The organism is Brevundimonas sp. CEF1 (genome assembly GCF_051353055.1).
Lineage (GTDB): Bacteria > Pseudomonadota > Alphaproteobacteria > Caulobacterales > Caulobacteraceae > Brevundimonas.
The window spans coordinates 737,288-757,944 of sequence record NZ_CP195593.1 but is presented as its reverse complement, the minus strand read 5'-3'; the positions used below and the strand labels follow the sequence as shown (position 1 = coordinate 757,944).

At 67.7% G+C, this 20,657-nt stretch carries 26 protein-coding genes; 16 read left to right on the top strand and 10 right to left on the bottom strand.

The features are described 5' to 3' along the window. Positions 1 to 101: 101 nt before the first annotated feature. From ACR9FL_RS03870 to ACR9FL_RS03850, 5 genes are all read left to right on the top strand, one after another. On the top strand, positions 102 to 287 hold the full coding sequence (locus ACR9FL_RS03870) for a (2Fe-2S)-binding protein (protein WP_105563100.1): 186 nt from the start codon (positions 102 to 104) through the stop codon (positions 285 to 287). 167 nt (positions 288 to 454) lie between these two features. After that, entirely contained in the window at positions 455 to 955 is a 501-nt protein-coding gene (gene bfr / locus ACR9FL_RS03865; protein ID WP_436357234.1) for a bacterioferritin, read from the top strand. Positions 956 to 1,110: 155 nt separating this feature from the next. After that, positions 1,111 to 1,677: an elongation factor P gene (gene efp / locus ACR9FL_RS03860; protein ID WP_296176557.1), complete on the top strand. Its 567-nt coding sequence runs from the start codon at positions 1,111 to 1,113 to the stop codon at positions 1,675 to 1,677. Between the two features lie 135 nt (positions 1,678 to 1,812). Next, a complete protein-coding gene (locus tag ACR9FL_RS03855; RefSeq protein WP_436357233.1) occupies positions 1,813 to 2,619 on the top strand; it encodes an inositol monophosphatase family protein in 807 nt (268 codons plus the stop codon). A 106-nt stretch (positions 2,620 to 2,725) separates the two neighbouring features. Further along, complete coding sequence (locus ACR9FL_RS03850; RefSeq protein ID WP_436357232.1) at positions 2,726 to 3,772, top strand: glycerophosphodiester phosphodiesterase; 1,047 nt, start codon at positions 2,726 to 2,728, stop codon at positions 3,770 to 3,772. Between the two features lie 4 nt (positions 3,773 to 3,776). Here ACR9FL_RS03850 and ACR9FL_RS03845 read toward each other — a convergent pair whose 3' ends face one another. After that, on the bottom strand, positions 3,777 to 5,630 hold the full coding sequence (locus ACR9FL_RS03845; protein WP_436357231.1) for an ABC transporter transmembrane domain-containing protein: 1,854 nt from the start codon (positions 5,628 to 5,630) through the stop codon (positions 3,777 to 3,779). A gap of 133 nt (positions 5,631 to 5,763) precedes the next feature. Here ACR9FL_RS03845 and rpmE point away from each other — a divergent pair, with 133 nt between their 5' ends. The 3 genes from rpmE to ACR9FL_RS03830 all read left to right on the top strand — a co-directional run bounded on the left by rpmE (position 5,764) and on the right by ACR9FL_RS03830 (position 8,032). Then, positions 5,764 to 5,988 carry a 50S ribosomal protein L31 gene (gene rpmE, locus ACR9FL_RS03840; RefSeq protein WP_105562861.1) on the top strand — a complete coding sequence of 75 codons (225 nt, stop codon included), beginning with the start codon at positions 5,764 to 5,766 and terminating at the stop codon, positions 5,986 to 5,988. A 152-nt stretch (positions 5,989 to 6,140) separates the two neighbouring features. Further along, positions 6,141 to 7,697 (top strand): L,D-transpeptidase family protein, encoded by a 1,557-nt coding sequence (locus ACR9FL_RS03835; protein WP_436357230.1) that lies wholly within the window; start codon positions 6,141 to 6,143, stop codon positions 7,695 to 7,697. Between the two features lie 8 nt (positions 7,698 to 7,705). Then, positions 7,706 to 8,032 (top strand): energy transducer TonB, encoded by a 327-nt coding sequence (locus ACR9FL_RS03830; protein WP_296177861.1) that lies wholly within the window; start codon positions 7,706 to 7,708, stop codon positions 8,030 to 8,032. A gap of 3 nt (positions 8,033 to 8,035) precedes the next feature. On the opposite strand, the gene rcdA is transcribed toward ACR9FL_RS03830, so the two are convergent. Next, complete coding sequence (gene rcdA, locus ACR9FL_RS03825; RefSeq protein ID WP_436357229.1) at positions 8,036 to 8,563, bottom strand: protease adaptor protein RcdA; 528 nt, start codon at positions 8,561 to 8,563, stop codon at positions 8,036 to 8,038. Between the two features lie 103 nt (positions 8,564 to 8,666). Continuing rightward, positions 8,667 to 8,870 carry a DUF1192 domain-containing protein gene (locus ACR9FL_RS03820; protein WP_296177863.1) on the bottom strand — a complete coding sequence of 68 codons (204 nt, stop codon included), beginning with the start codon at positions 8,868 to 8,870 and terminating at the stop codon, positions 8,667 to 8,669. Positions 8,871 to 8,949: 79 nt separating this feature from the next. On the opposite strand from ACR9FL_RS03820, the gene ACR9FL_RS03815 reads away from it, so the two are divergent. Continuing rightward, positions 8,950 to 9,918: an NAD(P)H-quinone oxidoreductase gene (locus ACR9FL_RS03815; RefSeq protein ID WP_436357227.1), complete on the top strand. Its 969-nt coding sequence runs from the start codon at positions 8,950 to 8,952 to the stop codon at positions 9,916 to 9,918. A gap of 43 nt (positions 9,919 to 9,961) precedes the next feature. Here the strand turns inward: ACR9FL_RS03815 and ACR9FL_RS03810 are convergent, their stop codons facing one another. Continuing rightward, the gene (locus ACR9FL_RS03810) at positions 9,962 to 10,612 is read right to left on the bottom strand and encodes a beta/gamma crystallin-related protein (protein ID WP_436357226.1); all 651 of its coding nucleotides are present in this window, start codon (positions 10,610 to 10,612) and stop codon (positions 9,962 to 9,964) included. 213 nt (positions 10,613 to 10,825) lie between these two features. Between ACR9FL_RS03810 and ACR9FL_RS03805 the strand changes: the two genes are divergently transcribed. Beyond that, complete coding sequence (locus ACR9FL_RS03805) at positions 10,826 to 11,494, top strand: DUF1013 domain-containing protein (protein ID WP_296177866.1); 669 nt, start codon at positions 10,826 to 10,828, stop codon at positions 11,492 to 11,494. A gap of 71 nt (positions 11,495 to 11,565) precedes the next feature. On the opposite strand, the gene ACR9FL_RS03800 is transcribed toward ACR9FL_RS03805, so the two are convergent. Then, a complete protein-coding gene (locus tag ACR9FL_RS03800) occupies positions 11,566 to 11,739 on the bottom strand; it encodes a YdcH family protein (RefSeq protein ID WP_292084299.1) in 174 nt (57 codons plus the stop codon). A gap of 115 nt (positions 11,740 to 11,854) precedes the next feature. Here ACR9FL_RS03800 and ACR9FL_RS03795 point away from each other — a divergent pair, with 115 nt between their 5' ends. Genes ACR9FL_RS03795 through ACR9FL_RS03785 form a run of 3 tightly spaced genes read left to right on the top strand, consistent with a single transcriptional unit; the run spans position 11,855 to position 13,188 of the window. Continuing rightward, positions 11,855 to 12,460 (top strand): UbiX family flavin prenyltransferase, encoded by a 606-nt coding sequence (locus ACR9FL_RS03795; RefSeq protein ID WP_436357225.1) that lies wholly within the window; start codon positions 11,855 to 11,857, stop codon positions 12,458 to 12,460. Further along, positions 12,457 to 12,924, top strand: a complete 468-nt coding sequence (locus ACR9FL_RS03790) for a TIGR02444 family protein (protein WP_436357224.1) — start codon at positions 12,457 to 12,459, stop codon at positions 12,922 to 12,924. The genes ACR9FL_RS03795 and ACR9FL_RS03790 overlap by 4 nt, the downstream gene beginning before the upstream one ends. Before the next feature lie 39 nt (positions 12,925 to 12,963). Then, positions 12,964 to 13,188, top strand: coding sequence for a YdcH family protein (locus ACR9FL_RS03785; protein ID WP_105562869.1), 225 nt, complete (start codon positions 12,964 to 12,966; stop codon positions 13,186 to 13,188). On the opposite strand, the gene ACR9FL_RS03780 is transcribed toward ACR9FL_RS03785, so the two are convergent. Both ACR9FL_RS03780 and ACR9FL_RS03775 read right to left on the bottom strand, forming a co-directional pair. Continuing rightward, positions 13,185 to 13,496 (bottom strand): hypothetical protein, encoded by a 312-nt coding sequence (locus ACR9FL_RS03780; RefSeq protein WP_436357222.1) that lies wholly within the window; start codon positions 13,494 to 13,496, stop codon positions 13,185 to 13,187. The genes ACR9FL_RS03785 and ACR9FL_RS03780 overlap by 4 nt on opposite strands. Continuing rightward, entirely contained in the window at positions 13,496 to 14,062 is a 567-nt protein-coding gene (locus ACR9FL_RS03775; RefSeq protein ID WP_436358115.1) for a GGDEF domain-containing protein, read from the bottom strand. Before ACR9FL_RS03775 ends, ACR9FL_RS03780 begins: the two co-directional genes overlap by 1 nt. Positions 14,063 to 14,198: 136 nt before the next feature. Between ACR9FL_RS03775 and purE the strand changes: the two genes are divergently transcribed. Both purE and ACR9FL_RS03765 read left to right on the top strand, forming a co-directional pair. Continuing rightward, positions 14,199 to 14,690, top strand: coding sequence for a 5-(carboxyamino)imidazole ribonucleotide mutase (gene purE / locus ACR9FL_RS03770; RefSeq protein WP_436357221.1), 492 nt, complete (start codon positions 14,199 to 14,201; stop codon positions 14,688 to 14,690). A 1-nt stretch (position 14,691) separates the two neighbouring features. Next, entirely contained in the window at positions 14,692 to 15,789 is a 1,098-nt protein-coding gene (locus ACR9FL_RS03765) for a 5-(carboxyamino)imidazole ribonucleotide synthase (protein ID WP_436357219.1), read from the top strand. A 113-nt stretch (positions 15,790 to 15,902) separates the two neighbouring features. Here the strand turns inward: ACR9FL_RS03765 and ACR9FL_RS03760 are convergent, their stop codons facing one another. Further along, on the bottom strand, positions 15,903 to 16,586 hold the full coding sequence (locus ACR9FL_RS03760) for a COQ9 family protein (protein ID WP_436357218.1): 684 nt from the start codon (positions 16,584 to 16,586) through the stop codon (positions 15,903 to 15,905). Positions 16,587 to 16,775: 189 nt separating this feature from the next. Here ACR9FL_RS03760 and rpsU point away from each other — a divergent pair, with 189 nt between their 5' ends. After that, positions 16,776 to 17,018 carry a 30S ribosomal protein S21 gene (gene rpsU / locus ACR9FL_RS03755; protein WP_105562988.1) on the top strand — a complete coding sequence of 81 codons (243 nt, stop codon included), beginning with the start codon at positions 16,776 to 16,778 and terminating at the stop codon, positions 17,016 to 17,018. A gap of 1,155 nt (positions 17,019 to 18,173) precedes the next feature. Here the strand turns inward: rpsU and ACR9FL_RS03750 are convergent. Both ACR9FL_RS03750 and ACR9FL_RS03745 read right to left on the bottom strand, forming a co-directional pair. Next, entirely contained in the window at positions 18,174 to 19,619 is a 1,446-nt protein-coding gene (locus ACR9FL_RS03750) for an ABC transporter permease (protein WP_436357217.1), read from the bottom strand. Beyond that, entirely contained in the window at positions 19,616 to 20,584 is a 969-nt protein-coding gene (locus ACR9FL_RS03745) for an ABC transporter ATP-binding protein (protein ID WP_436357216.1), read from the bottom strand. Before ACR9FL_RS03745 ends, ACR9FL_RS03750 begins: the two co-directional genes overlap by 4 nt. Positions 20,585 to 20,657 lie beyond the last annotated feature (73 nt).

Sequence of the window (20,657 nt, the reverse complement as noted above, 5' to 3'; positions counted from 1 at the left end):
CGCCGGTCGTCAATGTCGCAACCCCATGCGAACGATTTGCACTCGCCTTAATAAATGCTATAGCGAGCCATTCTCAGTAACTGCTTCGGGGCCGTGCCGCCTTGTACGTCTGCAACTGTAACGGCCTTCGCCAGCGTGACGTCGCCCAAGCCATCGAGGCGGGCGCGACCCGGCCCAAGGATATTTTCGCGTCCAATCAATGCGCTCCGCAATGCGCCAAGTGCGTCTGCGAGATGCGCCAGATGATTCAGGACACCCAGGCCGCCTTCGCCCTCGCGGCCGAGTAGGACGCCTAGCTGAAAGTCGATTTCACTCGCATTATCAATGCAGTGATAAGAACTCGCAAATGATCCACGGCCCCAAAGCCGTGCTATGAATCGCCTCATGGGCGGTGCTCAGAGCCGCGACGTCATGACGACGTCGCCCAGCGCCGCCGCATCAGAGGACGACGACCATGAAGGGCGATCCGGCGATCATCCGCACCCTCAACGCGGTGCTGACCAACGAGCTGACGGCGGTCAACCAGTACTTCCTGCACGCCCGCATGTTCGAAAGCTGGGGCCTCAGCCACCTCGGCGACGTGATTTATCAGGAATCGATCGGCGAGATGAAGCACGCCGACATGCTGATCAAGCGCATCCTCTTCCTGGACGGTCTGCCCAACCTGCAGGATCTGCACAAGCTCAAGGTCGGCGAAGATCCGATCGAATGCCTGGGCGCCGACCTGAAGCTGGAAATCGACAGCCGCGCCACGACGCGCGACGCCGTCACCCAGTGCGAGGAAGCCCGCGACTACGTCAGCCGCGACCTGCTGATGAAGATCCTGGCCGACACCGAGGAGCACGTCGACTTCCTCGAGAACCAGCACAAGCTGATCGAACTGCTAGGCGCCCAGAACTACCTCCAGTCCGCCATGAGCGAGATCAAGACCGACGGCGCCGCCACCGGCAACTGATACCGCCTGCGCCGTCATCCTCGGGCCAGCGTCTGACGATGACGGCGTTCGCCCCCATTGCCCTTTTTCCGCTGTTCCTCTACGGCTCGCCGCGATTTCGCGCGCCCGCCCACGAGCGGCCGGGCCGCCTCCAGCCCTCACATCCAGCGGTTTCTATGAAAATCAACGGCAACACCATCAAGCCCGGCATGGTCCTGCAGCACAACGGCGGCCTGTGGGTCGTCACCAAGGCCAGCCACGTCAAGCCCGGCAAGGGCGGCGCCTTCGCCAACGTCGAGGCCAAGAACCTCGAAACCGGCAACAAGCTGAACGAACGCTTCCGTTCGGAAGACAAGGTCGAGCGCGTCACCCTGGAACAGAAGGACTTCTCCTACCTGTTCGACAACGGCGACAGCCTGGTCTTCATGGACGACGCCACCTACGAGCAGATCGAACTGCAAAAGGGCTGGGTCGGCGACGAACGCATCCCCTATCTGCAAGAGGGCATGAAGGTCATCATCGAGATGCATGAAGACCGTCCGATCGGCCTGGAATTGCCCGAGCAGGTCACGCTCGAAGTCGCCGAGACCGAGCCGACCGTGAAGGGTCAGACGGCCTCGTCCTCCTACAAGCCCGCCATCGCCTCGAACGGCGTGCGCATCATGATCCCGCCCTATATGTCGGCCGGCGAGCGCATCATCGTCGACACGACCTCGGGCGAGTACGTCCGCCGCGCGGACTAACAAAGACCGTCTTTCCCGGCCAAGGTCGGGCGCTTAAGACATATCTACAGGGGCGCGGATGGTCCGCGCCCCTTTTGCTTCTCCGTCTCTCCGGGCCGACAGGGCCTTCAAGGACAGCCGGACCAGGAGAACCCCATGGCCCTCGCCTCTGCTCTCGTTCAGGTCATCATCAGCGCCGTGCGCAAGACCGCACGCCCCATGCTTCGCGATTTCGGCGAAGTCGCCCAGCTTCAGGTTTCGCGCAAAGGGCCCGGCGATTTCGTCACGGCCGCCGACCTGAAGGCCGAGGACACCCTCTACGAACTGCTGATGAAGGCCCGCCCCGGCTACGGCTTCCTCGGCGAGGAACGCGGCCTGATCGAAGGCACCGACAAGTCGCACACCTGGATCGTCGACCCGATCGACGGCACCACCAACTTCATGCACGCCATGCCCCACTTCGCCATCACGGTGGGCCTGGAGCGCAAGCATCCCGACGGCTCGTCCGAGATCGTCGCCGGCGTCACCTACAACCCGGTGATGAACGAGCTGTTCTGGGCCGAAAAGGGCAAGGGCTGCTATCTGAACGATCAGCGCATCCGCGTCTCGGGCCGTCGCGACCTGTCCGAGAGCCTGATCTCGACCGGCCTGCCCTTCATCGGCAAGACTGGCCACTCCCAGGCCATCAAGGACATTCACGCCGTCGGCCAGCGCGTGGCCGGCATCCGTCGTCTGGGGGCCGCCTCGCTGGACTTCGCCTGGGTGGCCGCGGGCCGCTACGACGCCTATTTCGAGCGTAACCTGCAGCCCTGGGACGTGGCGGCGGGCATCCTGTTCGTCACCGAAGCCGGCGGCGTCGTCACCACCATCGACATCGACGGCGATCCGAAGAACGGCAAGCAGATCGTCGCCGCCAACCCGGAACTGCAGCCGCAACTGCGCAAGATCCTGCAAGCGGCGTAAGGCCCGGCGTCCATCGACATCGGCAAAAGGCGGCGCGGCGAAAGCCCCGCCGCCTTTTCCTTGCGCCCTTCACAGCGGCGTCACGTCACGCCCCTACCCTCGGCGCATGATCCGCTTCATCCTGAGCGCCGCCCTTCTCCTCAGCGGAACCCCGGCCATGTCTGCGCCCCTTCCCCCAGTCGTCGCCAAGGTCATCGCCCATCGCGGCGCGTCCGGCGAACGGCCCGAGCACACGGCCGCCGCCTATCACCTGGCCATCCAACAGGGCGCGGACTTCATCGAGCCCGATCTGGTCATGACCCGCGACGGTCATTTCGTGGTCCGCCATGAGAACGAGATCGGCGGCACGACCGACGTGGCCGACCGGCCCGCCTTCGCCGCGCGCCGCACGACCAAGACCATCGACGGCGTCCAGACCACCGGGTGGTTCACCGAAGACTTCACCCTGGCCGAACTGAAAACCCTGCGCGCCCGCGAGCGCCTGCCCCTGCTGCGCCCCGCCAATGCCGCCTGGGACGGCCAGGAGCCCATCCTGACCTTTGACGAAGTCGTGGCCCTCGCTCGCGAGGAGACTGCCCGCACCGGCCGCGTCATCGGTGTGGCGCCGGAACTGAAACACCCATCCTTTTTCGCGAGCATCAACCTGCCGATGGAGGACGCCTTCGTCGCCGCCTTGCAGCGCCACGGCCTGACCGGCGCCGACGCTCCCATCCTGATCCAGTGCTTCGAGGTCGGCCCGCTGCAAAGGCTCAAGGCCCGCATCGACGCCCCCCTGCTGCAACTGGTGAGCGTGGCGGGCGGCCCCGCCGACCGTCCCGACCTGACCTACGCCGCCATGACCACGCCAGACGGCCTGCGCGCCGTCGCCGCCTATGCCGACGCCGTCGGGGTCGAGACCGGCCTGATCCTGCCGCGCGACGACATGGCTCGCAGCCTGACGCCGACCTCTCTGGTCGCCGACGCCCATGCCACGGGGCTCGAGGTCGTGGTCTGGACCTTCCGCGCCGAGAACGCCTTCTTGCCGCTGGAGCACCGCCACGGCGACGCCCCCGCCGACCACGGCGATCTGAACGCCTACCTCAAGGCCTTCCACGCCCTCGGCGTCGACGCCGTGTTCAGCGACTTCCCGTCTGAGGCAGTCGCCGCCCGTTGAGCCCCTACGTCCCCTGGAACTGCAGGGCCGCCAGTCGCGCATAGAGCCCGCCGCGCGCCGTCAGTTCGGCGTGAGTGCCTTCCTCGACCACCTTGCCGCCATCCATGACGACGATGCGGTCGGCCCGCAGGACGGTGGCCAGGCGGTGAGCGATGACCAGTGTGGTGCGCGCCTCCATGGCCTGATCCAGCGCCGCCTGCACCAGACGCTCGTTCTCGGCGTCCAGAGCGCTGGTGGCCTCGTCCAGCAGCAGGATCGGCGCCTCGCGCACCAAAGCCCGCGCGATGGCCAGACGCTGGCGCTGACCGCCCGACAGGCTCTTTCCGCGTTCGCCCAGAGGCGTGTCGAAGCCCTGCGGCAAGGCCTCGATGAAGCCCAGCGCCTGGGCCTCGTCGGCGACCATACGCGCCTCGGCCAGGGTCGCGGCCTCGCGGCCAAAGCGGATGTTCTCCAGCGCCGAGCCCGAGAACAGGGGCGCCTCCTGCGACACCCAGGCGAAGCGGTCGCGCACCTCGACCGGATCGGCCGAACGCACGTCCACCCCATCCACCGAGACCAGGCCCGACTGCGGATCATAGAAGCGCAGCAACAGGCGGAAGACCGTCGACTTGCCCGCCCCCGACGGCCCGACCAGGGCCACGGTCTCGCCCGGACGCACGGTCAGGCTGAAGCCCTTCAGCGCCGGCAGGTCGGGACGGCCCGGATAGGCGAAGTCCACCGCCGACATGGACACCTCGCCCAGCGGCGGCTGCGGCAGGACGACCGGCGTCGCAGGCGGGGCGATGGCGGGCACGGCCCGCATCAGTTCGTCGATCCGCTCCATGGCCCCGGCGGCCTTCTGCACGTCGCCCCAGCTTTCGCCCAGGGCGCCCACGGCGCCGGCGGCGAAGACCGACAGCAGGACGAACTGCAGCAGGGCCCCCGGCGTCATGGTCCCGGCGATCACGTCCTGCGCCCCCAGCCACAGCACCAGGGTCACACCGCCGAACATCACCGTGATGATCAGGGCCGTCATGACCGCCCGCGCCCGCATCCGGGTCAGGGAGACGCCGAAGGCCTCCTCCACCGCCGCGCCAAAGCGGCCGATGGCGCTCTTTTCACGGCCAAAGGCCTGGACCGTCTCGATGGCGTCCACGCTCTCGCCCGCAAAGCCCACGGCGCCCGCGAAGGTGTCCTGCGACTTGACCGTCAGCTTGCGCACCTGTCGGCCAAAGATGAACAGCGGCACGATCAGCACCGGCACGATCAGCAGGACGAAGCCCGTCAGCTTGGGGCTGACGAAGAACAGCAGGATCACCCCACCGATCAGGGTCAGGAAGTTGCGCAGGGCATAGCTGACCGAGGTAGTCAGCAGGGTGTCCACCAGCTGAATGTCCGTCGTCAGACGCGACAGCACCTCGCCGGTCCGCATATGGGCGAAGAAGACCGGGTCCAGCGTCAGGATGCGCTTGAACAGGGCCGTGCGCAGATCGGCGATGACCCGCTCGCCCGTCTTGGTCACGTAGAAATAGCGGAAGGCCGTGGCCAGCCCCAGAATCAGGGCGTTGGCGCCCAGAATCAGGAACCAGGTGTTGATGTCCCGGCCGCCGTTCTCGAAGCCGTTGTCGATGGCCCCGCGCGCCGTCGCCGTCAGCCCCAGCGAGGCCACGGTCGAGCCGATCAGCCACAGGCCCGCGATCGCCGCGTCCAGCCGATGCCGCATCATGAAGGGCAGCAACTGGGCCAGGGGCTTGATGTTGCGGGTCTTGGCGCGCTTGCCGCCCGCCTCCTCCATCTGCTCGGCCAGCAGGGCCCCGGCGCCGGGGCGCCCCCGGGCGGCGGCGTCTTGCGATGCGGAAGGCGAAGAAACTTGGGTCATAGCCGCGCTCTTGCCCCGGAACGCCCCCCGGTGTAAACGCCGCCGCTCATTCCCGCCGTTTAGCCTCGGCGGGTTTCTCTATTTACGCGCACTGACGGTCGGCATCGTCGAAGCGCAGAGACGGATCAGACCCATGAAAGCGGACACGCACCCCGACTACCACTTCATCACGGTTGTGAAGCCGGATGGCAGCACCTTCCAGACCCGTTCGACCTACGGCAAGGAAGGCGCCTCGCTGGCCCTCGACATCGATCCGTCGACCCACCCCGCCTGGACCGGCGGCAACGCCCAGATGCTGGACCGCGGCGGCCGCGTGTCGCGCTTCAACAACAAGTTCGGCGGCTTCATCAAGAAGTAAGCCCTACAGGCTGCGACATAGTCGCCACAGGAGCGCCGGTCCGAAGGGCCGGCGCTTTTTGTTTGTCCGGAACGTCGATAACATGGAGGCGTTCGATCCTTCGGGGCGCAGACGACGGGTCTGGCGCCGGACCGGACTTGAAGAGCTTTAGAATGAACCGACGGGAATTGGGCTTTGGCGTCGCGACGACGACCCTGACCCTTGGCGCGGCCTCCTCCGCACTGGCGCAGACCCGATCGGTCGACCCCCAGGTCTTCATCGCCGGGTTCGACGCCCAGGCCGGCCGCCTGCCCGAGGCCGTGCAGGCCGACGTCCGCGCCGTCTATCAACTGACCGGCGGCAAACCGATCTGGACCGCCGACCGCCTGCGCGTGCTCCAGGAAGTCGCCGCCGGGGCCGAGCGCCACGCCCTGCCCGCCGGGGACTTCTTCGACTTCGTCGGCCTGGCCGCCGATCCCGGCTCGGCCGAGATCCGCACTACCGCCGCCGCCGTGACCTATGCCCGCGTCCTGGCCGAGGGCCGCGTCCGTCCCGAGACGGTCGAGGACCTGTGGGAGATGCAGAAGAACAGCGTGGACATCCCGCGCGGCCTGACCCAGGCGGTCAGCGCCAACCAGCTGAGCCAGTGGTTCGACAATCTGGCCCCGACCGACATCGGCTACACCAACCTGTCGGCCGGCTACGCCCGCTATCGCCGCATCACCCGCGCCGGCGGCTGGCCCGCCTTCCGCCAGGGCGGCACGATCGAGCCGGGAACCAGCGACAACCGCATGCCCGCCCTGGTGGCCCGCCTGGTGGCCGAGGGCGACCTCAGCGCCGCCGCCGGCGAGCGGCTCAAGGGCAACCTGGCCTATGGTTCGGAACTGCAGCAGGCGGTCCGCAGCTTCCAGACGCGCCACGGCCTGGGCGCGGACGGTCGGATCGGCCCCGGAACCCAGCGCTCGCTCGGCGCCACGGCCGAAGACCGCGCGCGGCAGATCGCGCTGAACCTGGAACGCCGCCGCTGGCTGAAGCGCGACCTGAACCCCGAGCGGATCGAGGTCAACACCGCCGCCGCCATCATGGTCTATTGGAAGGACGGCAAGCCGGTTCACTCCAACCGCGTCGTCGTCGGTTCGAACGAGAACCAGACGCCCAGCCTGGAAAAACCCTTCGCCTCGGTCGTGGCCAACCCGCCCTGGACCGTGCCCATGGGCATCGCCCGCCGCGAAATCCTGCCCAAGGGCCCCGGCTACCTGGCCGCCCACGACATGTATATCAACAAGGACGGCTGGGTGGTGCAGCGCGCCGGACCGCAGTCGTCGCTGGGCTATGTGAAGTTCGAACTGCGCGACAGCTACGCCATCTTCCTGCACGACACCCCCTCCAAGGGCGCCTTCAACCTGTCGGTGCGTCAGCGCAGCCACGGCTGCGTCCGCGTGCAGAACGCGGTCGAGTTCGCCCGCCTGCTGCTGCAGCCCGATCCGGCCAAGCTGGCCCAGTTCGACACCGCCCAGGACAGCCGCGAAACCACCCGCGTCACCACCGGCCGCGAGATCGCCGTGCGCCTGCTCTACTGGACCGCCTTCGTCGACGGTCAGGGCCGCGTCGCCTTCCGCGAGGACGTCTATCGTCGGGATGAGAAGCTGGCCCAGGCGCTGGGCATCGCGGTCAACCTGCCCCGCGTCATCGCCGACGGCCCCAGCGACGCCAACGACGTCGGGCCGTAGGCGACTTCATGCTGGCCATGATCCTGGCCACGACTCTGATCGCGCAGGAGCCTGCCCAGGCCCCTGCGCCGATCTGGCGCTCAAGACCATTCCCCGAGTTTCCAGCCAAGGCCCTTGCGGACGGCGTAGAGGGCGCGGACGTCCGGCTCGACTGCCTTCTGACGACCGAGGGGCGTTTCGCTGATTGCCGGGTCGAGGTGAATTCCCGGCCAGACTATGAGTTCGCCAAGGAAGCCCTGAAGGCGACCGAAAGGGCGCGAGCCGTGCCGCGCGAAGCAGACGGCGTCGCCGTCCCCGGCCGTGTCAGCTTTGAGATTCGCTTCCGCCTCGGCTGAGGCTCAGCCCCCGAAGGCCGCCTGCAGGCGATCCAGCTGGCTTTGCACCGGATTGACCGGCTGCTCCTCGTCGCCACCCAGATACATGCGCTGGTCCAGATGCAGGACGCGGTCGTAGAGCTTCTCGGCGCGCACGGCGTATTCGATCAGGGCGATGGGGAGTTCGCGGTGGCTGGGCTCGTTCTCGACCTTGCGGTCCGCCAGCCGATAGCGCGGTTCACAGGCGGCGTCGGCGCTCATGTCGTCTTCGCGCACAGCCCGCTGAACCAGCAGCCAGGACGCGATCTGCATCAGCCGTGTGGTCAGCTTCATGCTCTCGCCCGCATAGGCCAGGGCGGCGGCGCGCGACAGCAGGCGCGAATCCTGACGCCCGTCGCCGTCCAGATAGGCGGCGGTCTCCTCGACCAGCTCCATGCCCTCACGGAAGGTGCGGTCGAACAGTTCGGAACGCGCGAAATCCAGCACCTCAGCGCTGCGCGAACGCAATCCGACCATGTCAGCGTCGATGGCGGTCAACTCGGTCCTACCCATGAAACGTCACGCGCGTCCGTCAAACTCGCGGGTCAGAACGACTCCGCACGGACCGGAACTGCAATCGTCATGCCACGGATTACGAAAACGCGGGAGAGGCTTGTCAGCGGAAATTGAACAGGGCGTCGGCGGCGCTGCGCTTGGACGACTTGCCGTCGATGGCGGCCTTCGAGCGCGCGATCTCGGCCTCCAGCGCGGCGATCCGCTCATGCAGTTCGTCCACGGCGAAGAGGTCCAGGTCCTCGCGGACCAGCGCCTTCAACGCCTCGCCGCCCTGGGGTCTGGGCTCCAGATCTTCGAACGACATCATCGCCTCCGTGGTCAGCGACCGCACGAACCCGTATGAAAACGCCCCTATGACAAGGATTGCAAGCAGCGGAGACATCATGCGGGTCATCGAGATCGAAGGCGGCCAGGGTCCCGCCGACGCCCTGCGCCTGGCTGAACGCCCCTTGCCGAACCCCGCAGCGGACGAAATTCGCATCCGCGTGCGCGCCGCCGGGGTCAACCGACCCGACATCGTTCAGCGCGAAGGCCGCTATCCCGCGCCGCCGGGCGCCTCCGACATCCTGGGGCTGGAAATCGCCGGCGAGGTCGATGCAGTGGGCCAGGACGTCACGCGCTGGCGCGTCGGCGACCGGGTCTGCGCCCTGCTGGGCGGCGGCGGTTACGCCGACTACGCCCAGGTCGACGCCCGGCACGCCCTGCCCGTCCCCGAGGGTCTGGACTTCGTACAGGCCGCCGCCCTGCCCGAGACCGCCTTCACCGTCTTCGCCAATGTCTTCGAGGGCGGCGGGTTGAAGGCGGGCGAGACCCTGCTGATCCACGGCGCCACCAGCGGCATCGGCGTCATGGCCATCCAGATGGCCAAGGCGGCGGGAGCCCGCGTCATCGCCACCTCGCGCGGGGCCGCCAAGGCCAAGGCGGCGCGCCTCCTGGGCGCCGATGTCAGCCTGGACGCCACGGGCGACCTGCTGGACGCCATCAAGGCCGAGGGCGGGGCGGACGTGGTGCTGGACATGGTCGGCGCGGCCTACGCCGAGTTGAACCTGAATGCGCTCAAGCCTGGCGGACGCTGGGTCGTCATCGCCACCCTGACCGGCGCCTTGGCCCAGATCGACCTGATGCGGGTCATGCTGAAGCGGATTGTGTTGACCGGCTCGACCCTGCGCAGCCGTCCCGCCGACGAAAAGGCCCGCCTGGCCGCCGCCGTCGAGCAGACGGTCTGGCCCTGGGTCGCGGCCGGCGCCGTGCAGGCCCAGGTTCAGGCGACCTTCCCCCTGGATCAGGCCGCCGCCGCCCATCACCGACTGGAGGCTGGCGACCATGTCGGCAAGATCGTCCTGACCCTCTAGGCTCTAATGAAGAACGGGAGGCCGAAGCCTCCCGTTTCAAGCTCTACCAGTTGCCGCCCCGGCGCAGGGGACGAAGCGAAGAGATTCTGTCGTTCATGCCGCTGCGGCCCAGATTGCTCACGTCGCCGTTGATGACCTCGCAGCGACCGCGATAGTTGGCGTCCTCGCAGACTTCCCAGCTGCCGCGTCCCAGACGCATGGAACTGATGGCGTCGTTCAGGCCGCTGTTGCGCAGATTGGGGATCGCCTCGCGGAAGCTCATCGACCGGCCGCGATAGTTGGCGTCGGTATAGACGGTGATCGAGCTATTGCCCCAGCCTCCACCGTTGTTGCCGCCACCCCAGCCTCCGCCGTTGTTTCCGCCCCAGCCGCCGCCATTGTTGCCGCCCGGCCGTCCATTGTTCTCATAGTCGCCGCGATGGTTGTAGCAGACCAGCAGACCGTTATCGTTGCCTATGTCGCTGCTGGAGCAGCGCGCCAGCTCGATCGAGGTCTCGCGCATGTTGCCGCGACGGTCGCGGCAGTCCGCATACAGACGCCCCTGATTGACATAGCTGCCGGAGCAGGACTGGGCGTAGCTGCCGCGCGGGGCGCCGCGCTGCATAGCCTGCGCCTCGGCCGAGCCGGACGGCACGGCGACGGCGCCGCCGAAGGCCATGACCGCGCCGGCGGCGAAAATCGCGAACTGTCTCATGTGAGCTGTCCTTCCTGATCCTTGGCGCACAACGCGCTATGGGGCTCACTGTTCAACATTCTGGATGAACCTTGGCTGTACGCCATATTCGGACAGCGTTTTCTTTTGCCGCGAATGAGCCTATACAGAAGCTCTCAGCGCCCGGCCGAAAGGTCGGGCGCCGTCGATTCAAACGCTCGGTTTTCGAGCCGCAAACGCCGGGACGCACGCCCCATGACCGACATTCTGATGCCCAAGGCCACCGCGGTCTGGCTGGTGGACAACACCTCGCTCTCGTTCGAGCAGATCGCCGACTTCTGCGGCCTGCACCCGCTGGAAGTGCGCGGCATCGCCGACGGCGACGTGGCCCGCGACATCCGCGGCGTTGACCCGGTCACCGGCGGTCAACTGACGCGTGAGGAACTGGAAAAGGCGCAAGCCAACCCCGACTACCGCATGAAGGCCGTGGTCAGCCGCCACGCCGAACTGCTGAAGCCGTCCAAGACGGGCCCGAAATACACCCCGGTGTCGCGCCGTCAGGACCGCCCGGACGCCATTGCCTGGTTCGTGCGCAACCACCCGGAAGTGACCGACGCCCAGATCGCCAAGCTGCTGGGCACGACCAAGTCCACCATCGAGACCGTGCGCAACCGCACCCACTGGAACTCGGCCAACATCAAGCCGGTCGATCCCGTGACCCTCGGCCTGGTCGGTCAGCTGCAACTGGACGAAATCGTCAAGAAGGCCGCTGACAAGAAGGCCAAGGACGACGCCAAGAACGGCGGCGGCGTGCTGCAGGCCATCGAAGCCGAGCCCGAAGAGCCTGAATTCGTCCCGGAAGAGCGCGTGCGCCCCGGCGCCGAGCCGACCGCCGAGTCGGTCTTCGGCAAGAACGACGACTGATCGTTCCGACCTGAACATGGAAACGGCCCCGAAGATCGCTCTTCGGGGCCGTTTTGTTTTCGGAGGCGGGCCTAGTGGGTCCTGGCCTCCAGACTAGTGATTTCTTCCTTCAGCCTGAGCTTTCTCTGCTTGAGTTCCCTGAGGTGTGTCGGGTCCGCGGTGGGTCGGCGGGTCTCCTGCTGGATGGTTTCGTCCAGCGTCCTGTGCCGATTTCCCAGTTCGCGAATACGAGCCTCGATCGTCATGGCTTGCGCCTCCATGTCTTAGGGACCACTACACTGAGCGCCCGGAACGACAGCCTGTGGAATCACATTGCGGTGACCCCGAGTCGCTCCGAACACGGAGACTGTGGAAGGCAAAATGGCCGATGATGTGAACTCGACCATACGGAACCCGACGCCCCCGCGATTGGTCGTTGGAATTTCTGGCGCTTCGGGCGTCGTCTATGGCGCGCGGGTGCTGGACGCCCTGCGCGAACTGGGCGTCGAGAGCCATCTGGTCGTCACGAAAGCCGCCCTGCTCACATTGTCGCAGGAGACGGATCTGAGCCCCGACGCCCTGCTGTCGAAGGCGGACGTGACCTACAAACTGGCCGACGTCGGCGCCGCCATCGCCTCGGGCTCGTTCCGCACCATGGGCATGATTGTCGCGCCCTGCTCGGTGCGGACCATGAGCGAGATCGCCACCGGCGTGACCTCGACCCTGCTGACCCGCGCCGCCGACGTGGTGCTGAAGGAGCGCCGCCCGCTGGTGCTGATGGTGCGCGAGACGCCGCTGCATCTGGGCCACCTGCGCACCATGACGTCCCTGGCCGAGATGGGCGCGACCATCGCCCCGCCCCTGCCCGCCTTCTACGCCCGCCCGACCAGCATCGCCGAGATGGTGGACCAGTCGGTCGGCCGAGCCCTGGACCTGTTCGGCCTGGACTGGTCGGCCGTCCGCCGCTGGGAAGGCCTCAACACATGAGCGACCTGTGGACCTGGGCCGTCGCCGCCTATGAGGCGCCGGGCGTGGCCGAGGCCTGCCTGAGCCTGCAAGACCACAACGAGCAGAACGTGCCGCTGCTGCTGTGGGCGGCCTGGGTCGCCGTCACCGGTCGCCGCCCGGACGAGGAGACGATCGAGGCCGCCTGCGATGTGGCTCGCGCCTATGACAGCGTCATCGTCAGCCCGCTTCGCGCCGTTCGTCGCACGCTGAAAGCCCCCATTCCCGACGTCGAGAATGACCATCGCGAGGCCCTGAGACAGCAGGTCAAGGCGCTGGAGCTGGACGCCGAACGCCGTCTGATGCTGGAACTCGAGGCATTGGCCCCTGCTCCGTCCGGCGCTCCGCGGCGCGCCATCGACGGTCTGGCCGAGACGGCGAAGCTATGGGCTCGCGTGGTGCCGCGCCCGGCCCTAACGACCCTGGCGGATCGCCTTCCCGCCTGACGGTCGGTCAGCTATAAGACGGAGCTTCCGGGGCGAGCCATGAACGACGACCAACCTTTCCTGTCCGACGAGGACAAGCAGCTTCGCGATACGCTGAAGGCGCTCCTGCAGGAGCACGCCGACCTCGACGCCTCGATCGAGGCCCTCGGCCACATGCCCATCCCCGATCAGCTGCGGATTGCGCGCCTGAAACGCAAAAAACTGGCTCTGCGCGACGAGATCGTGAAGGTCGAAGACCGCATCCTGCCCGACATCATCGCCTAGCTGTCGGCAGGCGCTTGCAAAGTCCAAGTGGAGAGCAGGTCCGGGTCTCGGACAATCTCTCCCGTCGATCGCAGGCGATACTCCCCTGGCCTTGCGACTTCAAAAGCGCCGAGCTCCGGCGGAAGCCAGTAGCTTTCCCCCATCCGACTGCCCGACAAGTCGAGCTCGATGCCGTTTACCGGATCAACGGACACAATCAGTCCGTGGACCTGTTCCTGGCGGAGGAACTCTCCGCCCGCGTCCACATAGGTCAGCCCCACGACCACAACCGCACCGATCCATTCTCGTTGTGCGGTCGGCCAGTCCATCAGCGCGCCTTCTTCCTCAGCCACATAGCGGCGTCGGCTTCGGACAGCCAAACCTCGGGATCGGTCTGGCCGGCATAGGCGCGGACGCCGAACGAGCCGCCCAGGGCCACGGTCGAGCCCTCCCAGACGAAGCCCTCGGTTTCCAGAGCCGCCGACAGGCGCCTGGCCTTTTCACGGCCCTCATCCACGCCCGCGTTCATCAGCAGCAGGGCGAACTCGTCGCCGCCCAGGCGCCCGACGGCGTCGGACTCACGCACATTGGCCAAGAGCAGGTCCGCCACGGCCATCAGGGCGGCGTCGCCCGCCGCATGGCCCAGACCGTCGTTGACGCCCTTGAACCCATCCATGTCCAGATAGAGCAGCGCCGCTTCGACCTCGTGACGGCGGCAATAGGCCATGCTGCGGTTCAGCACGCTCATGAAGCCGCGCCGGTTCAGCGCCGGCGTCAGGACATCGTGATCGGCCAGGGCCTCGGCCGTCTCGGCGCGGGCGGTCAGGGCGGCGACTTCGGCGCGCAGCCGTTCGATCTCGGCGTGCAGATCGGTCTCTGCAGTCGGTTCGGCCACGTCGGTCAAGTCAGGCTCCGGCGACGCGAATCCCGGGCGACTCAGGCCCTCGCGACGCCGATGATTCTAACGACCTTGGTTGCGGGCGCAACGCGCGTGCTGTAACGGGCCGCTTTCCGTGTGGGAGCCTTTGCGCATGACCGCCTCGACGCCGCCCGTCGCCATCATCATGGGCAGCCGGTCCGACTGGCCGACGATGAAGCTGGCCGCCGAACGCCTGGATCAGTTGGGCGTCGCCTGGGAAGCCAAGGTCGTCAGCGCCCACCGCACCCCCCAGCGTCTCTATGACTTCGCCACCAATGCAAAAGCGGCGGGCCACAAGGTCATCATCGCCGGAGCCGGCGGCGCGGCCCACCTGCCCGGCATGGCCGCCTCGATGACCGACCTGCCCGTGCTGGGCGTGCCGGTTCAGTCCAAGGCCCTGAAGGGCATGGATAGCCTGCTCTCCATCGTTCAGATGCCCGGCGGCGTGCCCGTCGCCACCCTGGCCATCGGCGAGGCGGGCGCCGCCAACGCCGGCATCCTGGCGGCGCAAATCCTGGCCCTGTCAGACCCCGCTCTCGCCGAGCGTCTGAGCGCCTTCCGCGCCGCCCAGACCGAATCCGTCGCCGAATCCGTCGAGGACTGACTTGCCCCAGTTGCCCCTGCCCCCCGGATCGACCCTCGGCATTCTCGGCGGGGGCCAGTTGGGCCGGATGCTGAGCCAGGCCGCCTCGCGCCTCGGCTTCGACGTGGTGATTCTCGACCCGCAGCCAGACTGCCCGGCCGCCCGCGTCTCGCGCGCCCAGATCACCGCCCCCTATGACGATCCCGACGCGCTGCAGGCCCTGGGTCGTCTATGCGACGTCGTCACCTTCGAGTTCGAGAACGTCCCGGCCTCGTCGGTCGAGACCCTGGCCGAAGCCGGCGCCCTGGTCGCGCCGGGACCCACGGCGCTTGCCGTGGCTCAGGACCGTGTGGACGAGAAGACCTATCTGAACGCCGTCGGCGCCGTGACCGCCGACTTCGCCGCCGTCGCGACGCTGGACGACCTGACAACCGCCATCGACAAGCTGGGTCTGCCCGCCGTGCTGAAGACCCGGCGCGAGGGCTATGACGGCAAGGGTCAGGTCTGGATCCGCGACGCCGCCGACGCCGAGGCCGCCTTCGACGCCATCGGCCGCCGCCCCGCCGTGCTGGAGGCCGCCGCCGTCTTCCAGCGCGAACTGTCGGTCATCGCCGCGCGCGGCCACGACGGCGTCGTCGCCGTCTATCCGCTGGGCGAGAACATCCACGCCAACGGCGTGCTGAAGACCACCCTGGCCCCCGCCGCCGTCGATGCCAAGACGCAGGCCCGCGCCGTGGAGATCGCCTCGGCGGTCCTCGACGGCCTCGACTACGTCGGCGTCATGGGCATCGAGTTGTTCGACATGGGCGCCGATTCTGAAGGAAAGCCCGTCCTGCTGGTGAACGAGGTCGCCCCGCGCGTCCACAACACCGGCCACTGGACCCAGGACGGCTGCGTCTGCGACCAGTTCGAGCAGCACGTCCGCGCCATCGTCGGCTGGCCGCTGGGCCCGACCGAAGCCCACGCCCGCATCGAGATGACCAACCTGCTGGGCGACGAGGTCGATCAGTGGCGCGCTCTGGCCGCCGAGCCGAACGCCCGCCTGCACCTCTACGGCAAGCACGAGGCCCGCGCCGGGCGCAAGATGGCGCACGTGAACCGGGTGTTGGGCGCGATCTGATCCGTCATCCCGGAAGCGGCGCAGCCGCTATCCGGGACCGCGACAGACTCAGACGTCTGCACTTTGAGTGGTCCCGGCTCTCCGCTTCGCTGCGGCCGGGATGACGGCTGATGTCAGGTCGAGGGTGTCTCTTCCTTCGCCCCGTAGCGCAGCCGCCCCAGGGCGTCCGTGACGGCCTTGATCGGGGCGTCGAAGTCCTTGCCGGCCTTCCACTTCTCGAAGGCCATGACGTTCTCGATGCGGCGGGCGACGAAGGCTTCTGCGGCCTCACGTCCCTCGAACCAGCGCATGGTCAGGGCGGGGATCAGGATGCCGCCCAGAATGGCGCGCTTGGAATAGTGGTTCTGATCGGTCGCCGTGTCCCCGGCCCAGCGCCACAGGTGGTCGGCGCTCTCCCAGGCCAGCTTGAAGCCCAGGTCCACATTGGTCGGCAGGGTCAGGAAGCCGGCGCAGCGCTTGGCCGCCTCTATGTCCTGCGCCCCCGCCTCCATCCGCGCCGAGACGGCGGCGGCGATTCGCTCGCGAATCTTCATCGTGGCGGCGGGCGTGGCCTCCAGCGCCTGAAGCGCCCGCGAATCGTGACGACGCGACAGCAGGACGGCCAGGTCGCGCGCGCCGTTCGGCAACAGCAGCTCCTCGTCCCCCAGCGACAGGCCGTTCGCCTCGCAGGCGGCGCGCACCAGGCGGCTGTTCCAGCCCAGGGCGGGCGCGCGCTCTATGGCGGCGTCCAGCACGGCCTGCTCCATGCGGGAGGCCCAGTCGGTTTTGGGAGCGGCGGCGTCAGCGGTCTCGGTCATATCCCCAGAATAGTCCTGTCCTCGGGGCTTTTCGACCCATCACGATTGCCTGTGTCGATCTGGACAGGCCCCCGCTCGTCGTGTATCAGCGCGCCTTCATCCGAGAGCCCTGCCTTTCGGGAGAGTTTTTATTTTGTCTGCCCGTCTCCCTTCGAAAGGACGCGGCGGGCGGCCAAAGGAGAGATAACCCTGGTTCAGATTTTCGTTCGCGACAACAATGTCGATCAGGCGCTGAAAGCCCTGAAGAAGAAGATGCAACGTGAAGGCAGCTTCCGTGAAATGAAGCGCCACGTGCACTTCGAGAAGCCCTCGGAAAAGCGCGCTCGCCAGAAGGCTGAAGCCGTTCGCCGCGCTCGCAAGCTGGCCCGCAAGCGCGCCCAGCGCGAAGGCCTGCTGCCGGCTCCGAAGCCCCGCACGCCGGGCGGCCGTTAATACGGCCCCAGCCACAGGCTGAAAGATCAAGGCCCGCCCCGGGAAACCGGAGCGGGCCTTTTCTTTGGCCGAACTCGAGGCCGTTGGCCAAAAGAGCGCTGGGTGTTGTCCTTCTCCCCTTGCGGGAGAAGGTGGCTCGCGCAGCGAGACGGATGAGGGGTCACGTTCCGGTTGACCGATGGTCGCCTTCATCCACCGTCCAGAAACCCCTCATCCGCCCCTGCGGGGCACCTTCTCCCGCAAGGGGAGAAGGAACTTCTTGAGTGCGCTATCGCCCTTCGGGCTGCTTGAGCGCCGGCGTCCGCCTCGCTGACGCAGCGGGCGGTGGAAGGGCTAGACGGGACGCCGGGCCTTCGCCCGGAGTGATTGAGTAATACCGTTTCGACGAAGACAGACGCCCCGCGCGAAGAGTTGTTCATGAGCTCGGGGCAGGCGCCGTTCTTTGCGGCTACCCCCGGCGCCCATGACGGGCAGGCTGCACCGGCGTGCAGTCCTGGAACGGTCCGCGTAACCCCCGCGACCCTGACCGAGACCTCTCTGGCGGACGGGTCGAACGCCCCGTCTCTAGGTCTCTGCGGCGTCTGTCTTTCTTGTGGTCTAACGCGCGTTCGCGCGGCTTGAGACCACGTCATGCGCTGTCGTGAGACGTCGCATGGAGAACCGCCCGCACTCCGTCGCCGCCTTCCGCTGGGTGCTCCCTTGCCCGGCGCGCGCGATGGAGGGCGAGAGGCTCGACAAGACCCCCGTTCTCTCCGCCCCCGCCGCCGCTTCGGTTCGCCGGCCGAGCGAGCCCTCCCTTGCGACGGGACGGGAGGAAGCATGGCAGGGGTTGGGGGTGCGGCGAGTTGTTTGACCTGAGCGTCGCGCGATCCCGCTGATTTTCAGAGATTGGCGGGGTGGGTTGTGAAAGCTCGCGCGTTTTCCCTTCTCCCCTTGCGGGAGAAGGTGGGCCCGAAGGGCTCGGATGAGGGGTTGCTGGCGGTGGGATGAAGGTCGGTTGTCAGCAGATGTTGCGAGACCCCTCATCCGTCGGCCTGCGGCCGCCACCTTCTCCCGCAAGGGGAGAAGGATATTAGTGCGCTATCGCCTTTGGCTGCTTGAGCGCCTTCTCCCGCAAGGGGAGAAGGATTTTGGAGCGGCTTCGGCTGCCTGGCCTCAGTGACCGCCGCGGACGGCGCCGAGGAAGCTCTTCCAGTTCAGCTTGACGTCCGACAGGGCGCCGGCGCGGAAGGCGCGGCCCGCGACCCAGATCATCAGGGCGGCGAAGGCGAACATGCCGATGAGGGCGCCGACGATCTCGATCATCGGCGGGCCGCTGGGGGCGCGCGCCGCCATGACGAAGGGGGTGAAGGGCGGGATCAGGCTCATCACCTTGACCACGGTGGCGTCCGGCGTGCGGATGGCCATCTGCATGACCAGCAGGGGCACGACCAGCACCATCATGATCGGCCCCATCAGGGTCTGGGCGTCGCGCGGCGTGTCGCAGAAGGCGCCGATGGCGGCGAACAGCACCGCATACATCAGATAGCCGCCGACCATGAACAGCAGGAAGTAGATCAGCAGGCCGTCGCTCAGCAGGACCGAGCCGATGTCGCGCGCCACGTCGGGCGCGGCGGCGATCAGGCCGATTCCGCCCAGGCCGCCCCAGGCGATCAGGACGGTCAGGGTCAGCATGGCCACGCCCAGCACCTTGCCGGTGAGGATTTCGGTCGCCGAGGCCGAGGACAGCAGGACCTCGAGGATCTTGTTCGACTTCTCCTCCATGACGCTGTTCAGCAGGATGGAGGCGCCGGTGATGATCAGCGACCACAGGATGAAGCCGACCGCCAGACCGACCACGGTCGGCAGCTTGTCGCGGAAGGAGACCTCGCCGCCCGACGCGGCCTTGGGCGAGAAGACCGACAGGTCGGGCCGGAAGCGGTCCGTCTGGGCCACCACGGCCGGGTCAATGCCGCTGGCGGCGAAAACCTGACGGCGGTTGGCGTCCTTCAGGGCGTCGCGGACGGCGTCCTCGACCGCGTCGTCGGTGGCGCGGGCGGTCCAGACGCGGGCGCCCGGCTGGCCCTTGGTTTCGGTCAGGAAGGCGATGCCGCTCAGCTTCTGGCCTTCCGGCGCATCGTCGGTCAGGTAGCGGCGGGCCAGGGCGTCGCGGGCCTCGCCCGGCGCGGCGGCCGTGATCTCGGCGGGGGCCGCGACCAGGGTCAGGCTGCGCTTGGGCGTCTCGAACTTGGCGCCGGCGCGCGGCGCTTCACGCTTCAGGGCGGCGACGCCGGCCTCATAGCCTTCGGTCTCGGCGACCTGTCGCACCCGGTCGCCGCCGGCCACGCCCGCCTCGGGGATGGCGGCCATGCGCAGGGCGCTGATGTCGCCGCGCGCCTGTTCGTTTTCCAGCGACTGACGCACGGCGGCGGCCAGACCGGACCCGGACGGCGTCTCGTCCACCAGGGCCACCGAGCGCGTCGGCTCGGCATGGCTCATCATGATGGGAATGGCCCCGCCCAGGGCGCCGAACAGGGGGAAGGCCAGCAGCGACAGCCAGAAGCCGACCGTCTTGGCGTAGGCCATGAACTCGCGGCGCGCGATCAGAAGAGTGCGGTTCATCGGGCGGCCTCCGCCTTGAGCGCATCGCGAGAGACGCTCTGGTCCTCGTCCGGGTGATCGCCGGTCAGGGCGATGAAGGCGTCGTGCAGGGTCGGCTCCTTGATCTGGAAGCGGCGCACGTCCAGCCCGGTCAGGAAGGCCGACTTCAGCGCCTCCTGCCCGCCCGCGCCCTGGACCAGGCCGGCGCGCAGGGTGCGGGCGCCGTCATGATCGTGCAGCACCTCGACGCCCGACACGCCCGGCAGGGCCGAGACGGCGGCGGGGTCCAGCGCCCCCTCAAGCTCCAGGAAGCGCGGCGAGGTGGCGCGGGCCTGATCGACCGTGCCCTCGAAGGCCTTCTTGCCGCGGGCCAGCAGCACGACCTTGTCGCACAGGCGCTCGGCGTGCTGCATGACGTGGGTCGAGAACAGGACGGTGGCGCCGTCGGCGGCCAGGGCCCGGATCATGGCCTCCAGCCCCTGCTGGTTCATCGGGTCGAGGCCGGAGAAGGGCTCGTCCAGGATGACGAACTCGGGGCGATGCACCACCGAGGCGATCAGCTGGACCTTCTGGGCCATGCCCTTGGACAGGTCCTTCATCTTCTTCTTTTGCGCGTCGCCGAGGCCCATCTGGGTCAGCATGTCGCGGGCGCGCTTGCGCCCCTCGGCCACGGGCAGGCCCTTCAAGCCGCCGAAAAAGGCGATGGCGTCCACCGGGGTCATCTTCTTGTAGAGGCCGCGCTCCTCGGGAAGGAAGCCGATGCGGTCGCGCACCTTGCGTCCGTCGTCGGCGCCCAGGATCTCGATCCGGCCGGAGGTGGCGGGCTGAAGACCAAGGATCATGCGCAGGGTCGAGGTCTTGCCCGCGCCATTGGGGCCGAGGAAGCCGCAGATCGTGCCCTTCTCGACCTCGAAGCTCAGATCCGAGACAGCCTGAAAGCCGCCGTATCTCTTGCTGATCCCATCAAGCGTAAGCGCCGCCGTCATGCCGTTTCCCCTCGCAACCGTCGAACAGGAATCCTAGCGGTGCGGCGTGGCATATGGAAAGGGCATTTTACAT

What these genes read in the sequence shown, in the direction of transcription:
- bfr (WP_436357234.1), top strand. Translation starts at nt 455, where the DNA reads ATGAAGGGCGATCCGGCGATCATCCGCACCCTCAACGCGGTGCTGACC.
- efp (WP_296176557.1), top strand. Translation starts at nt 1,111, where the DNA reads ATGAAAATCAACGGCAACACCATCAAGCCCGGCATGGTCCTGCAGCAC.
- ACR9FL_RS03855 (WP_436357233.1), top strand. Translation starts at nt 1,813, where the DNA reads ATGGCCCTCGCCTCTGCTCTCGTTCAGGTCATCATCAGCGCCGTGCGC.
- ACR9FL_RS03850 (WP_436357232.1), top strand. Translation starts at nt 2,726, where the DNA reads ATGATCCGCTTCATCCTGAGCGCCGCCCTTCTCCTCAGCGGAACCCCG.
- ACR9FL_RS03845 (WP_436357231.1), bottom strand. Translation starts at nt 5,630, where the DNA reads ATGACCCAAGTTTCTTCGCCTTCCGCATCGCAAGACGCCGCCGCCCGG.
- rpmE (WP_105562861.1), top strand. Translation starts at nt 5,764, where the DNA reads ATGAAAGCGGACACGCACCCCGACTACCACTTCATCACGGTTGTGAAG.
- ACR9FL_RS03835 (WP_436357230.1), top strand. Translation starts at nt 6,141, where the DNA reads ATGAACCGACGGGAATTGGGCTTTGGCGTCGCGACGACGACCCTGACC.
- ACR9FL_RS03830 (WP_296177861.1), top strand. Translation starts at nt 7,706, where the DNA reads ATGCTGGCCATGATCCTGGCCACGACTCTGATCGCGCAGGAGCCTGCC.
- rcdA (WP_436357229.1), bottom strand. Translation starts at nt 8,563, where the DNA reads ATGGGTAGGACCGAGTTGACCGCCATCGACGCTGACATGGTCGGATTG.
- ACR9FL_RS03820 (WP_296177863.1), bottom strand. Translation starts at nt 8,870, where the DNA reads ATGTCGTTCGAAGATCTGGAGCCCAGACCCCAGGGCGGCGAGGCGTTG.
- ACR9FL_RS03815 (WP_436357227.1), top strand. Translation starts at nt 8,950, where the DNA reads ATGCGGGTCATCGAGATCGAAGGCGGCCAGGGTCCCGCCGACGCCCTG.
- ACR9FL_RS03810 (WP_436357226.1), bottom strand. Translation starts at nt 10,612, where the DNA reads ATGAGACAGTTCGCGATTTTCGCCGCCGGCGCGGTCATGGCCTTCGGC.
- ACR9FL_RS03805 (WP_296177866.1), top strand. Translation starts at nt 10,826, where the DNA reads ATGACCGACATTCTGATGCCCAAGGCCACCGCGGTCTGGCTGGTGGAC.
- ACR9FL_RS03800 (WP_292084299.1), bottom strand. Translation starts at nt 11,739, where the DNA reads ATGACGATCGAGGCTCGTATTCGCGAACTGGGAAATCGGCACAGGACG.
- ACR9FL_RS03795 (WP_436357225.1), top strand. Translation starts at nt 11,855, where the DNA reads ATGGCCGATGATGTGAACTCGACCATACGGAACCCGACGCCCCCGCGA.
- ACR9FL_RS03790 (WP_436357224.1), top strand. Translation starts at nt 12,457, where the DNA reads ATGAGCGACCTGTGGACCTGGGCCGTCGCCGCCTATGAGGCGCCGGGC.
- ACR9FL_RS03785 (WP_105562869.1), top strand. Translation starts at nt 12,964, where the DNA reads ATGAACGACGACCAACCTTTCCTGTCCGACGAGGACAAGCAGCTTCGC.
- ACR9FL_RS03780 (WP_436357222.1), bottom strand. Translation starts at nt 13,496, where the DNA reads ATGGACTGGCCGACCGCACAACGAGAATGGATCGGTGCGGTTGTGGTC.
- purE (WP_436357221.1), top strand. Translation starts at nt 14,199, where the DNA reads ATGACCGCCTCGACGCCGCCCGTCGCCATCATCATGGGCAGCCGGTCC.
- ACR9FL_RS03760 (WP_436357218.1), bottom strand. Translation starts at nt 16,586, where the DNA reads ATGACCGAGACCGCTGACGCCGCCGCTCCCAAAACCGACTGGGCCTCC.
- ACR9FL_RS03750 (WP_436357217.1), bottom strand. Translation starts at nt 19,619, where the DNA reads ATGAACCGCACTCTTCTGATCGCGCGCCGCGAGTTCATGGCCTACGCC.
- ACR9FL_RS03745 (WP_436357216.1), bottom strand. Translation starts at nt 20,584, where the DNA reads ATGACGGCGGCGCTTACGCTTGATGGGATCAGCAAGAGATACGGCGGC.